Origin of the sequence: Limnohabitans sp. 2KL-17 (assembly GCF_003063415.1) — a bacterium.
Taxonomy (GTDB): domain Bacteria; phylum Pseudomonadota; class Gammaproteobacteria; order Burkholderiales; family Burkholderiaceae_C; genus Limnohabitans_A.
The window spans coordinates 12,717-25,000 of the sequence record NZ_NESK01000024.1; the positions used below are offsets into that span (position 1 = coordinate 12,717).

General features: G+C 57.2%; 12 protein-coding genes. 4 read left to right on the top strand and 8 right to left on the bottom strand.

The window, feature by feature from the left end; all coding sequences use genetic code 11:
- The first annotated feature begins 25 nt into the window (after positions 1 to 25).
- The 4 genes from B9Z45_RS12685 to B9Z45_RS12700 all read left to right on the top strand — a co-directional run bounded on the left by B9Z45_RS12685 (position 26) and on the right by B9Z45_RS12700 (position 2,493).
- Complete coding sequence (locus tag B9Z45_RS12685) at positions 26 to 697, top strand: energy transducer TonB (protein ID WP_108407591.1); 672 nt, start codon at positions 26 to 28, stop codon at positions 695 to 697.
- An 81-nt stretch (positions 698 to 778) separates the two neighbouring features.
- The gene (locus B9Z45_RS12690) at positions 779 to 1,618 is read left to right on the top strand and encodes a MotA/TolQ/ExbB proton channel family protein (RefSeq protein WP_108407592.1); all 840 of its coding nucleotides are present in this window, start codon (positions 779 to 781) and stop codon (positions 1,616 to 1,618) included.
- Positions 1,618 to 2,046, top strand: a complete 429-nt coding sequence (locus B9Z45_RS12695; RefSeq protein WP_108407593.1) for a biopolymer transporter ExbD — start codon at positions 1,618 to 1,620, stop codon at positions 2,044 to 2,046. The genes B9Z45_RS12690 and B9Z45_RS12695 overlap by 1 nt, the downstream gene beginning before the upstream one ends.
- A gap of 18 nt (positions 2,047 to 2,064) precedes the next feature.
- Complete coding sequence (locus B9Z45_RS12700; protein ID WP_199221903.1) at positions 2,065 to 2,493, top strand: biopolymer transporter ExbD; 429 nt, start codon at positions 2,065 to 2,067, stop codon at positions 2,491 to 2,493.
- A gap of 63 nt (positions 2,494 to 2,556) precedes the next feature.
- Here B9Z45_RS12700 and B9Z45_RS12705 read toward each other — a convergent pair whose 3' ends face one another.
- From B9Z45_RS12705 to B9Z45_RS12740, 8 genes are all read right to left on the bottom strand, one after another.
- On the bottom strand, positions 2,557 to 3,543 hold the full coding sequence (locus B9Z45_RS12705) for a tripartite tricarboxylate transporter substrate-binding protein (protein WP_108407594.1): 987 nt from the start codon (positions 3,541 to 3,543) through the stop codon (positions 2,557 to 2,559).
- Positions 3,544 to 3,675: 132 nt separating this feature from the next.
- Positions 3,676 to 4,932: a phenylacetate--CoA ligase family protein gene (locus B9Z45_RS12710; protein ID WP_108407595.1), complete on the bottom strand. Its 1,257-nt coding sequence runs from the start codon at positions 4,930 to 4,932 to the stop codon at positions 3,676 to 3,678.
- Positions 4,933 to 4,986: 54 nt separating this feature from the next.
- Positions 4,987 to 5,796, bottom strand: coding sequence for an ABC transporter ATP-binding protein (locus B9Z45_RS12715; protein WP_108407596.1), 810 nt, complete (start codon positions 5,794 to 5,796; stop codon positions 4,987 to 4,989).
- 120 nt (positions 5,797 to 5,916) lie between these two features.
- Entirely contained in the window at positions 5,917 to 7,254 is a 1,338-nt protein-coding gene (locus B9Z45_RS12720; RefSeq protein WP_108407633.1) for an ABC transporter substrate-binding protein, read from the bottom strand.
- Between the two features lie 107 nt (positions 7,255 to 7,361).
- On the bottom strand, positions 7,362 to 8,438 hold the full coding sequence (locus B9Z45_RS12725; RefSeq protein WP_108407597.1) for a branched-chain amino acid ABC transporter permease: 1,077 nt from the start codon (positions 8,436 to 8,438) through the stop codon (positions 7,362 to 7,364).
- Positions 8,439 to 8,447: 9 nt separating this feature from the next.
- Positions 8,448 to 9,377, bottom strand: coding sequence for a branched-chain amino acid ABC transporter permease (locus B9Z45_RS12730; protein WP_108407598.1), 930 nt, complete (start codon positions 9,375 to 9,377; stop codon positions 8,448 to 8,450).
- Between the two features lie 12 nt (positions 9,378 to 9,389).
- Entirely contained in the window at positions 9,390 to 10,172 is a 783-nt protein-coding gene (locus B9Z45_RS12735) for an ABC transporter ATP-binding protein (protein WP_108407599.1), read from the bottom strand.
- Positions 10,169 to 12,115 carry a long-chain fatty acid--CoA ligase gene (locus B9Z45_RS12740; protein WP_108407634.1) on the bottom strand — a complete coding sequence of 649 codons (1,947 nt, stop codon included), beginning with the start codon at positions 12,113 to 12,115 and terminating at the stop codon, positions 10,169 to 10,171. The genes B9Z45_RS12735 and B9Z45_RS12740 overlap by 4 nt, the downstream gene beginning before the upstream one ends.
- Between the last annotated feature and the right edge of the window lie 169 nt (positions 12,116 to 12,284).

The following is a 12,284-nucleotide window of genomic DNA, read 5'->3' on the forward strand; positions in this document are numbered from 1 at the left end:
GCTCCATATCCAGGGCATTTGATTGATGAACGCGTACACCGACCTCCAGGCACCCCCGAAGCGAAAGCTCATCGGTCTGGTGGGTGTGGTCGTTTTACATGCCTTGCTTTTTTGGGCCATCCAGGCCGGGCTGGCCCGCACAGTCATTCAAAAAATGCCGACGGTGGTGCAAGCGCTCTTGCTGGAAGAAAAGCGGCCCGAAACGCCGCCTTCGCCCCCCTTACCGCCAACGCCACCCTCACCGCCCGCACCCACGCCCCCCAAAACCACACCGCTGCCCCCAGCCTTTGTGGCGCCTGCCGATACACCGGCGCCAACTGCAGCCCCCAACGCCATCGCAGCGGTCACCGCCACGCCTTCCGCGGCAGCACCCGCAACGGCAACAGTGACCGCACCCACCGCACCACCTCGTCCGCCCGTGCGCACAGTGGCCAGCGTCAACATGGCTCAGTGTGAAAAGCCCGACTATCCCAGCGCGTCTAGGCGAATGGAAGAAGAAGGCACGGTGAGCTTGCGTTTTCTGGTGGGCGCCGATGGCAAAGTCATCCAGTCCGAGGTCGAGAAAAGCTCCGGCTACAAACGCCTGGATGAAGCGGCTCGGGCCGGCTTGTCAAAATGCCAATTTAAGCCGGCCATGGTCGATGGCAAACCAGAGCAAGCCTGGGCCAGCATCAAATTCACCTGGCGGCTGGAATGATGCCGCCTGCAACTTCCCACGGCCCAGCAACGTCACACGCCGCAGCCAATTCACATGATCCAAAGCAAAGGATGCTTACCGATGTTCACCTTTAAAAACACCCTGACTGGTGCCGCTTTGTGGGCCAGCCTTCTGATGGCGGGCCACAGCTTGGCAGCGCCCCCCCAAGAAGCAGGCGCAGCGCCAAAGGCAAGCAGCGCAGCGGCAACCCAAGTTGCAGCCCCAGTTGCAGCCACTTTGGCACCGGCCGCAAGCGCTGCGCCTGAAGACAACCCCTACGGCCTGGGCGCCTTGTGGGGGCAAGGTGATGCGGTGGCCAAAGGCACGCTGTTGATACTGGTGCTGATGAGCATGGGCAGCTGGTTCGTGATCTTCACCAAGTTCACAGAGCAATCCAGGATGCAGAAATTTGCCCAAGCCGCGCAAGCCAACTTCTGGGCATCCGGTTCTGTTCGGGAAGCCGCCGACGCGCTGGATGCAGCCAGCCCCTTTCGCTTCATGGCAGAGAAGGGCCTGGAGGGCGCCAGCAAACACGACGGATTGCTCGGCAACGTGGACTTCAACACCTGGGTCACGATGAGTATTCAGCGGGCCATGGGCACCGTGCAAAGCCGCATGCAGGATGGCTTGGCGGTGTTGGCTACCGTGGGCTCCACCGCACCTTTTGTCGGCTTGTTCGGTACTGTATGGGGCATCTACCACGCCTTGGTGAAGATCGGCATGTCGGGCCAGGCGAGCATCGACAAAGTCGCCGGCCCCGTGGGCGAGGCCTTGATCATGACCGCCATTGGCCTGGCGGTGGCCGTGCCAGCGGTGCTGGGCTACAACTGGCTGGTGCGCCGTAACAAGGCGGTGATGGAAGAAGTCAACGCCTTTGGCGCCGACCTTCATGCCGTCTTGCTGGCCTCGGCGAAAAAATAATGGCCATGAACCTCGGCCCCACGCTCGGGCCCCAGGACGAAGACGAGGTGATCGGTACCATCAACACCACCCCCCTGGTGGATGTGATGCTGGTGCTGCTGATCATCTTCCTGATCACCATTCCCGTGGTCACCACCTCCATCAAGCTGGATTTGCCCAAAGAGCAAAACGTGGTGCGCCAAGCCAAGCCTGAAACCCTGATCATCTCGGTCAACAAGGCAGGGCAAATTTACCTGTACGACACACCGGTGAAAAACACAACCGACCTGCTGGAGCGGCTGAAGAAGTTTTCGGCCATGAAGCCCCAGCCCGAGGTTCAAATCCGGGGCGATGCACAAAGCGAATTTGAATCGGTCGGGCGCGTCATGTACGCGGTGCAACGTGCCGGCATCACCCAAGTCGGCTTCATCACCGACCCGGCCCCCTGAACCTCCAAGGACACACACATGGCCATGAATTTGGGCACCGGCAGCAGCGATGAACCCGAGGTGATGATGGACATCAACACCACGCCCCTGATCGACGTGATGCTGGTGCTGATCATCATGCTGATCATCACCATACCCGCGCAGTTGCACTCGGTGAATCTGGACATGCCTGTGGCCACGAGCACGCCCCAGAAAGTCGACCCCGTGGTGGTCAAAATCGACATCGAGGCCGACGCCAGCTTGCGCTGGAACGGGCAGATCTTGCCCAACAGGCAAGCACTGGAAACCAAATTGTCGGAAGCCGCCGCCTTGCAGCCCCAACCCGAGCTGCACATCCGTTCACATGGCAAAGCCAAGTACGAGGCAGCAGCGATGGTGCTGGCCAGTGCGCAGCGCTCGGGCCTGACCAAGCTGGGCATTGTGGGCAGCGAAAGATTTGCCAACTGACTCGCTGCTCGCCCAAGAAAAAAGCCGCCACAAGAGCGGCTTTTTCATGGGGTAACCCAACGATCAGTCGGCGTATTTGCCTGCCGCATCGACAGCAGCCTTGATCTTGATCATTTCTGCCGCCACAAACTTCTTGTGCTCAGCCGGGTCGGAACGCTTGTCGGTCACCACCAAAGCGCCCAAGTCCTGATTCTTCTTCACAAACTCTGGGTCTTTCAAGGCCTTCTTCAGGGCATCGTTCAATGTTTTGGTGACCGCTGCAGGCGTGCCTTTGGGGGCGTACAAACCGTGCCAGATGGTCAGGTCAAAATTCTTCAACCCCATCTCCTGCAAGCTGGGGTAGTGCTTGAGCACGGCGTGCGTGCCCAGTGGCTTGGCGGTGGTCACCGCAAAAGCCTTGACACGGCCACCTTCAATTTGCGCCACGGTGTTGGTGGTCTGGTCACACATGACATCCACCTGGCCGCCAATCAGCGCGGTCATGGCCGGCGCCGTGCCGCCAAACGGGATGGTGGTCATCGCGTCTTTGGTCTGCAGGTTGGACTGCCACAGCAGGCCGCAAATGTGCGAAGCCGATCCCAGACCCGCATGGGCAATGTTCAACTTGCCAGCGTTGGCGCGGATGTAGTTCTCGAAGTCGCGGTAGGTGTTGGCCGGCAACTGGGGCTTGCCGATCAAGGTCATGGGCACATCGTTGACCATGCCCAAAAACTCAAAGTCTTCCAGCGGCTTGTAGGCGATCTTGCGGTAGAGCGCCGGTGTAGCGGCCATGCCGATGTGGAACAACAAGAGCGTGTGACCATCGGGGTTGGCTTTGGCCACCTTGGTGGCACCGATCGTGCCGCCAGCACCTGCGGCATTTTCGACCACAAAATTGCTGCCAGGAATCTGCTTTCGCATGGCCTCGGCCAAGTCGCGGGCCACACGGTCCGTTGGGCCACCTGCGGTGAACGGCACCACGATGGAAACAGGCTTGGAACCTGGAAAGGCCTGGGCTTGGGCGCCCACAGACACAGCAGCCAACGCGGCGAGGGCAATCCATTGCTTCATTCAAACACTCCTAAAAAATAACTTAACAGTTTAAAAGGATAACAAGTGTCATTAAATCGCGGAAAGTACTTAGCCACTTACCCTTGTTTGACCTTGGCTTTGCAATGGAATTAGCCCCTCTGGTTGCCCGCCTTACTGGTAGCTGCGGGCGTCTTCAATGACCTTGCCGTCATTGGCCAGACTGCCAGGGGCCACCAGATGGACGTCGCCACGCAATTTGGTCACATCGCGCACAGCCTCAGAGACCCTCTGCTTGAGAGCGTCGTCGGCCAAACGGTCGGTTTCCACGTGCAGCGCCATCTGGTCATTGGCCATTTCACCAGTCACCACCAAACGGGCCTTCGTGAGTTCGGGAAAGCGTTTAACGATTTCGGCCACCTGAGCCGGATGCACAAACATGCCCCGGATCTTGGTGGTCTGGTCGGCGCGACCCATCCAGCCCTTGATGCGCAAACCGGTGCGTCCCGTAGGGCAGGTGCCAGTCAATATGGCCGACAGGTCACCCGTGCCAAACCGCACCAAAGGGTAGTCGGGGTTGAGCGAGGTCACCACCAACTCACCCACTTCGCCTTCGGGCACTGGGTCGCCGGTGCCAGGGCGCACGATCTCAACGATCACGCCTTCGTCCAGCACCAAGCCTTCACGCGACGCCGTCTCGTAGGCGATCAGGCCCACATCGGCCGTGGCGTAGCACTGGTAGGCGTCCACGCCGTGCGCTGTGATCCAGTCGCGCAGGCTGGGCGGGAAAGCCTCGCCTGACACCAAGGCCTTGCGTAAGCTGGGCAAGGTCACGCCCATCTCGGCGGTTTTTTCGAGGATGATTTTCAGAAAGCTGGGCGTGCCGATGTAGCCCGCAGGCTGCAACTCGGCCATGGCGCCCACCTGTTGCTCGGTCTGACCCGTACCGCCCGCAAACACCGTGCAACCCAGCGCATGGGCACCCGTTTCCATCATCGAGCCTGCGGGGGTGAAGTGGTAACTGAAACAGTTGTGAATCAGGTCACCCGGGCGAAAGCCTGCCGCAAAAATGGCCCGCGCCATGCGCCAGTAATCGGCACGTGTGCCTTCGGGCTCATAAATGGTGCCGGGGCTGGCAAACACACGGGGCATGGTTTTGCCAAAACCAAGGGTACTGAAGCCGCCGAACACCGAACCCCCAGCGGCACGAGCCGATTTTTGGCGATCAAGCAATTCATGTTTGCGAATCACAGGCAATCGGGCCAGTGCAGCGCGGTTGTGCACGCTGGCAGCATCCACATCCTTGAGCAATTCGGCAAATGCCGGTGCGTGGGCCTTGGCATGGGCGACCTGCGCGGGCAAAACGGCCATCAAAGCGGCTTCTCGGTCTTGTGGCGTGCGTGTTTCCAACGCATCAAAGTGCTGAGGCATGGATGTCTTTCTGGGGTACTGCTGGAAGAAAGGAATAGGCCAAGGGTCAGCGCATCAAGCCAACCAGCGTTTACGGCGCTTGTAGCTCTTGACATCCTTGAAGCTCTTGCGCTCACCGCCGCCCATGCCCAGGTAAAACTCTTTCACGTCTTCGTTGGTGCGCAGGTCTTCAGCCACACCGTCCATCACCACGCGGCCCGACTCCATGATGTAGCCATAGTCGGCGAACTTCAGGGCCATGTTGGTGTTTTGTTCCGCGATCAGGAAAGTGACTTTTTCCTTCTCGTTCAGGTCCTTGACGATGTTGAAGACCTCTTCAACGATCTGCGGCGCCAAGCCCATGGAGGGCTCATCAAGCAGCACCATGTTGGGGTTGGACATCAAGGCGCGGCCAATCGCGCACATCTGCTGCTCCCCGCCCGAGGTGTAGGCCGCTTGCGATGTGCGGCGGGTCTTGAGGCGCGGGAAATAGTTGTAAACCTTTTCCAGGTTGGCCGCGATCTCACCCTTGTCGGTGCGTGTGTAGCTGCCGGTCATCAGGTTTTCTTCGATCGTCAGGTGCGCAAAGCAATGGCGACCCTCCATGACCTGCACCACGCCCCGGTTCACCAAGTCGGCAGGTGACAGGTTTTCAATGCGTTCACCGCGCAACTCAATACTGCCCTTGGTGACTTCACCGCGCTCGCCCTTGAGCAAGTTGGAGACCGCGCGCAAGGTGGTGGTTTTGCCGGCGCCATTGCCGCCCAGTAAGGCCACGATGCCACGCTCGGGCACTTGCAATGAAACGCCCTTGAGCACCAAGATGACGTGGTTATAAATGACTTCGATGCCATTGACGTTGAGAATGATTTTTTTGTCACTCATCGAATTTACCTTTTCTACTTTAGAGGTTCACCCCAGATGAAACAGCTGCACGCAAGGGTTTCATGTGGCAGCTGCCGAAGCAGCTGCAGCCCACCGCTTGCGCGGCAGACTTGGCACCGATCAGGACTGGCAATCCGCAGGGGTACGGCGTGTCAGCTTCTTCTCGGACGCATACTTGTCGGCAGAAGACTTCACCATAGGCTTGATGATTTGCTCATCGGCCTGAAGCCAATCAGAGGCCCAGACAAATTTGCTGCCATCCCATGTGTGGACACGTGCCCATGCAGAGCCCATGTGGTCAGCACAAGAGGTCGACACGGGACGCATCACACCCTTGAAACCGAGCGCATCGAGCTTGGGCTGTGTCAGGTTCAGGTTTTCATAACCCCAACGGGCCTGCTCACCGGTCATGGGCTTGCCCTTACCGTACTTCTCTTGGGCCTGGCGCACGCCCTCAACGGCCAACATGGCACCCACAACACCGCGCATGTAGAGAACCTCACCCACTTCAGCCTTGGGGCCTGTGCCCTGGCCTTTGTCATGCACTTTGGCCAGGATTTCCTTGACCACAGCCGCCTGAGGTTCTGCGCCGTGTTGCATCATCACCGCGTTGTAGCCTTTGGCCGCAGCGCCAATGTCCTTGATGTCCGGCTCAGCGCCAGACCACCAGGTGCCAAACATTTTTTCACGGGGATAACCTGTTGCAATGGCCTCCTTGATCGATGTAGCGGTCATGACACCCCAGGTTTGCAACATCACGTAGTCAGGCCGCTGCTGGCGAATTTGCAACCAGATGGCTTTTTGTTCTACCCCAGGGGCAGGAATCGGCAGCAACTGCAGTGTGAAGCCATGCATTGCAGCACGCTCTTGCACGATGGGCAGCAGTTCTTTGCCAAACGGGCTGTCGTGGTAACCCACCGCAATTTTTTTGCCCTTGAGCTTGTCCCAACCACCGGCTTCTTTGGCAATGTGTTGCAGCACGACATCGCCAGCCACCCAGTAATGTCCAATCAACGGGAAGTTCCATTTGAAGACGCCGCCATCTGCCGAATCACTGCGGCCGTAGCCTGATGTGATCATGGGAATCTTGTCGCCAGGAATTTTTTCGGTCAACGCAAAAGTGATACCGGTGGACAAGGGCTGAAATACGGTGGCGCCGCCGTGCTTGCCCTTGAGTCGCTCGTAGCACTCAACACCACGGTCTGTGGCGTAGGCCGTTTCACACTCTTCAACCAGTGTTTTGACGCCGTTGATGCCGCCACGCAAATTGACCAGCTTCATGTAGTCGGCATAGCCGTTTGCAAACGGTGTTGCATTGGGGGCAACAGGACCGGTACGCCCGGTCAAGCTGGGGAAAAACTGTACTTTCTCTTGCGCCAAAACCAGCGTGCTGGTCACTGCCGCAGAGAAACCCGCACAAGCCAGAGTGGCCAGCAAGGCTATTTTTTTGAGTTTCATGAAACTGTCTCCTTCAATCATTTGTGAAAAAATCAATGGGCCCATCATTCAAGTTTCGCGGGTGTTTGCAAACGCTGTCACCAGACGCATGCAACACACCCCCTCACTCAGTGCGGGAAGGGCCACAACCGCAACTTCTGCTTGGCAATGCTCCAGAGTTTGGCCAAACCATGAGGCTCGGCAATCAAGAACCAGACAATCAATGCGCCAAAAATCATGTACTCAGCGTGCGATACGGTCGCCGTGGAAATCTCTACACCGACCAACAAGCCCAAAGCAGGCAAAAACTGGTTCAGGAAAATTGGCAAGACCACGATGAAGGCTGCGCCAAAGAAGCTGCCCATGATGGAACCCATCCCGCCAATGATCACCATGAACAACAGCTGAAATGAACGGTCGATGGAAAAGGCAGCCGGCTCCCAAGAACCCAGGTGCACAAAGCCCCACAAACCACCCGCTACGCCAACAATGAAAGAACTGACGGCAAATGCGCTGAGTTTGGCGTACATGGGGCGAATCCCGATGACCGCAGCAGCAACGTCCATGTCTCGAATGGCCATCCACTCACGGCCAATGGCCGAGCGCACCAGGTTTTTGGCGAGCAGGCCAAAGACCACCAGAAAAGCCAATGCAAACAGGTATTTTTCAACCGGTGTGTTGATGACCCAACCCATCACCTGCAAATCAGACACCGCCACCGAGCCCGATGAACTGTTGTTGGTGAACCAGCCAATCCGGCTGAAGGCCCAATCGCAAAAAAACTGTGCCGCCAAGGTCGCGACGGCCAGGTACAAACCCTTCACCCGCAAACTGGGAACACCAAAAACAATGCCCACCAAGGTGGCAAAAAAACCGCCTGACAAAAGCGCCAATATCACCGGCATGCCTTCAATGCGCACATAGGTGTTGTAGGCCATGTAAGCCCCCACAGCCATGAAGGCTCCAGAGCCCAGTGAAATTTGCCCGCAATATCCGACCAATATATTGACCCCCAAGGCCGCCAGGGACAGGATCAAGAAGGGGATCAAAATGGCGCGGAACATGTACTCATCGGCGAACATGGGAACGCCAAAAATAGCGAATGCAATGAGGGTCAAAATAACCCAACGGTCTTGCGCGATGGCAAAGATCTGCTGATCGCTGCGATAGGATGTTTTGAACTGACCGTTTTCTCTGTAGAACATTTTGTTTCCTTAAACGCGGTCAATGATTTTTTCACCGAACAAGCCTTGCGGCCTGAACAGCAAGAACACCAGCGCCAGCATGTAGGCGAACCAGATCTCGATGCCTCCCCCCACATAGGGGCCCAGATACACCTCGGACAGTTTTTCGCCCACACCGATGATCAGACCGCCAATGATGGCGCCAGGCACCGAGGTCAGGCCACCCAAAATAATCACCGGTAAGGCACGCAAAGCCACAGTCGTCAATGAAAACTGCACCCCCAGTTTTGAGCCCCAGATAATGCCGGCCACCAAGGCCGTGATGCCCGCTACAAACCACACAATCACCCAGATACGGTTCAGGGGAATGCCGATCGACTGCGCCGCCTGGTGGTCATCGGCCACCGCACGCAAAGCGCGGCCTGTGCTGGTTTTCTGGAAAAACAGCGAAAGCACCACCACCAACAAAGCCGCAATGCAGGCCGCATAAACGTCTTCGAGGCTGATCAGCACGCCCCCAGGGAACATTGACTCAAACAAAAATACAGGCTCTTTGGGCATGCCCACATCGATTTTGTAAATGGCACTGCCAAAAATCGTTTGCCCCAACCCATCCAGAAAATATGTGATGCCCAGTGTGGCCATGAGCAAGGTCACGCCCTCCTGGTTCACCAAGTGGCGTAAAACCAGGCGTTCAATCAGCCAAGCAAGCACAAACATCACGGCAGCGGCCATTAAAAAAGCCAGCAGATTGCCGAGGAATTTGTTTTCCAATCCCAACCAACCCGGTATCCATTCCGAAAATCGGGCCATGGCCAACGCGGCAAAAAGCACCATCGCACCTTGTGCGAAATTGAACACGCCAGAGGCTTTGAAAATGAGCACAAAGCCCAAAGCCACCAGCGAATACAACATGCCCGCCATCAGGCCACCGAAAAGAGCTTCCAGAAAAAATGCCATGTCTATTTCTCCTCAATGACTCGTGCCCAGATAGGCACTGATCACTTCTTCGTTGTTGCGCACTTCTTCAGGCGTTCCGTCACCGATTTTTTTGCCGTAATCCAGCACCACCACGCGGTCCGAGATGTCCATCACCACGCCCATGTCGTGCTCAATCAACACAATGGTCGAGCCGAATTCGTCGTTCACATCCAGAATAAAGCGGCACATGTCCTGCTTTTCTTCCATGTTCATGCCGGCCATCGGTTCGTCCAGCAAGAGCACTTGCGGCTCCATGGCCAGTGCGCGGCCCAAGTCCACCCGCTTTTGCAAACCGTAGGGCAATTGGCCCACGGCCGTCTTGCGAAACGCCTGGATTTCGAGAAAGTCGATGATGTGCTCGACAAACTCGCGGTGCTCTTCCTCCTCACGCTGGGCAGGCCCAATGCGCAAGGCCTGCATGAACAGGTTGCTTTTGATGCGCAGATTGCGGCCCGTCATGATGTTGTCGATCACGCTCATGCCCTTGAACAAGGCCAGGTTCTGGAAAGTGCGGGCAATGCCCATTTCGGCGACCTGGCGGCTGTTCATGTGGTCAAAAGTCTGGCCACGGAAGCTGATCGTGCCCTCTTGGGGTTGGTAAACGCCATTGATGCAGTTGAGCATCGAACTTTTACCAGCGCCATTGGGGCCAATGATGGCGCGCACTTCGTGTTCACGCACATTGAAGGAGATGTCGGTCAGCGCCTTGACGCCGCCAAATCGCAAACTGATGTTGTTGACATCCAGAACGACGTCACCGGTTTTTTTGGTCATGCTGCTGCCTTCACAGGTGTGAATGTCTTGGCGTCTGAGATCTGCAAGGTCGCACTCACGCTGCCGGTGCGGCCATCTTCGAACTTCACCACCGTCTCGATGAACTGCTCGGTTTTTCCTTCGTACAAGCCGTCCACCAGCGGCTTGTATTTATCAGCAATAAAGCCACGGCGGACCTTGTTGGTGCGGGTCAGCTCGCCGTCATCGGCATCCAGTTCCTTGTGCAAAATCAGGAAGCGTGAAACCTGGCTGCCAGCCAGCAAAGCGTCTTCGGCCAGGTCGGCGTTGACTTTTTCCACACACTCTTTGATCAGCTGGTAGACCTCGGGCTTTTGCGCCAAGTCGGTGTAGCCCGCATATGGCAAATTGCGCCGCTCGGCCCAGTTGCCCACGGCGTCAAAATCGATGTTGATCATCACGCAGACTTTTTCGCGCTGGTCACCGTAGGCCACCACCTCCTTGATGTGCGGGAAAAACTTAAGCTTGTTCTCCACATATTTGGGGGCGAACATCGCGCCGTCGTTGACCCCGCCCTTGATGCGGCCCACGTCTTTCACGCGGTCAATGATCTTGAGGTGGCCGTGGCTGTCAATGAAACCCGCATCGCTGGTGTGGTACCAACCATCCGCAGTCAACACCTCGGCAGTGGCCTCCGGGTTTTTGTAATAGCCTTTGAGCAATCCAGGCGACTTGACCAGAATTTCGCCGTCGTCAGCGACCTTGATCTCCACGCCTTTGCAGGGCACGCCAACGGTGTCGGCACGCGCTTCGTTGTCAGGCTGCAGGCAAACAAACACCGCCGTTTCGGTGGATCCGTAAAGCTGCTTGATGTTCACACCAATGGATCGGAAAAACGTGAACAAATCGGGGCCGATGGCTTCACCTGCGGTGTAAGCCACACGCACGCGGCTGAAACCCATGTTGTTGCGCAAGGGGCCGTAGACCAACAGGTTGCCCATGGCATACAGCACGCGGTCTATCAAGCCGACGGAATGGCCGTCCATCATGGCAGGGCCGACTTTTTTGGCCACGGCCATGAAGTAATGAAATAGCTTGCGCATGAGCACACCTGCATCCTCCATGCGAATCATCACACTGGTCAGCATGCCCTCGAACACACGGGGCGGTGCAAAGTAATAGGTCGGGCCGATTTCCTTCAGGTCGATCGTGACCGTGGCCACCGACTCGGGGCAATTCACCACATAGCCACACACCAGCCACTGCGCATAGCTGAAGATGTTCTGGCCAATCCAGGCGGGTGGCATATAGGCCAGCACTTCTTCGGCGCTGGTCAGCTTGTCAAACTCTGCGCCGGCGTCAGCTCGGTCGATCAGGGAGCTGTGTGTGTGCACCACACCCTTGGGGTTGCCGGTGGTACCCGATGTGAAGAACATCGCGGCCACATCGGTGTATTGGGCTTTGTCGACTTCTTCAGAGAAAAATTGGGGATGCTGCTTGCCAAATACGGCGCCAGCAGCCATCAGTTCTTCCAGAGAACCCAGACCGTCCTCGGTGTACTTGCGCAGGCCACGTGGGTCGTCGTAATAAATATGCGTCAGCTGCGGGCACTTTTCTCGCACCTCCAGCATCTTGTCGACCTGCTCCTGGTCTTCCACGACGCAAAAGCGCACTTCGGCATTGGTGATCGGAAAGACGCACTCTGCAGCAGATGCGTCCTGGTAGAGGGGCACGGGAATGGCACCCAGCGACTGCGCTGCCAGCATGGTGGCGTAAAGCCTGGGTCGGTTGGCGCCCGCCACGATCAGGTGCTCGCCGCGTTGCAAGCCCGCCTGGTGCAGGCCACACGCCACGGATTCGACCAATTGAGACAAGGCCGCCCAACTGGTGGCTTGCCAAATGCCGTATTCTTTTTCCCGCAATGCGGGCGCCGAGGGACGCTCGGCAGCGTGCTTGAGCAATAAACGAGGGAACGTTGTTTGCATGACCGGACCTGTCTCCAAAACTTTGACCTGAAACACCACATCCACCCTGAATGTTTGTTTATTCAAAAATGAATGCTATGCCGCAGTTTGACGCCAAGTTGTCGTTTCAACGACAATTCAGGGAAGACCCCTAGCCCAACTGACCGCATCCTGACGAGCAGACCTTCGC

Coding starts and splice junctions, on each gene's coding strand:
- B9Z45_RS12720 (WP_108407633.1), bottom strand. CDS start 7,254: ATGAAACTCAAAAAAATAGCCTTGCTGGCCACTCTGGCTTGTGCGGGT.
- B9Z45_RS12740 (WP_108407634.1), bottom strand. CDS start 12,115: ATGCAAACAACGTTCCCTCGTTTATTGCTCAAGCACGCTGCCGAGCGT.
- B9Z45_RS12690 (WP_108407592.1), top strand. CDS start 779: ATGTTCACCTTTAAAAACACCCTGACTGGTGCCGCTTTGTGGGCCAGC.
- B9Z45_RS12730 (WP_108407598.1), bottom strand. CDS start 9,377: ATGGCATTTTTTCTGGAAGCTCTTTTCGGTGGCCTGATGGCGGGCATG.
- B9Z45_RS12735 (WP_108407599.1), bottom strand. CDS start 10,172: ATGACCAAAAAAACCGGTGACGTCGTTCTGGATGTCAACAACATCAGT.
- B9Z45_RS12705 (WP_108407594.1), bottom strand. CDS start 3,543: ATGAAGCAATGGATTGCCCTCGCCGCGTTGGCTGCTGTGTCTGTGGGC.
- B9Z45_RS12685 (WP_108407591.1), top strand. CDS start 26: ATGAACGCGTACACCGACCTCCAGGCACCCCCGAAGCGAAAGCTCATC.
- B9Z45_RS12710 (WP_108407595.1), bottom strand. CDS start 4,932: ATGCCTCAGCACTTTGATGCGTTGGAAACACGCACGCCACAAGACCGA.
- B9Z45_RS12700 (WP_199221903.1), top strand. CDS start 2,065: ATGGCCATGAATTTGGGCACCGGCAGCAGCGATGAACCCGAGGTGATG.
- B9Z45_RS12725 (WP_108407597.1), bottom strand. CDS start 8,438: ATGTTCTACAGAGAAAACGGTCAGTTCAAAACATCCTATCGCAGCGAT.
- B9Z45_RS12715 (WP_108407596.1), bottom strand. CDS start 5,796: ATGAGTGACAAAAAAATCATTCTCAACGTCAATGGCATCGAAGTCATT.
- B9Z45_RS12695 (WP_108407593.1), top strand. CDS start 1,618: ATGGCCATGAACCTCGGCCCCACGCTCGGGCCCCAGGACGAAGACGAG.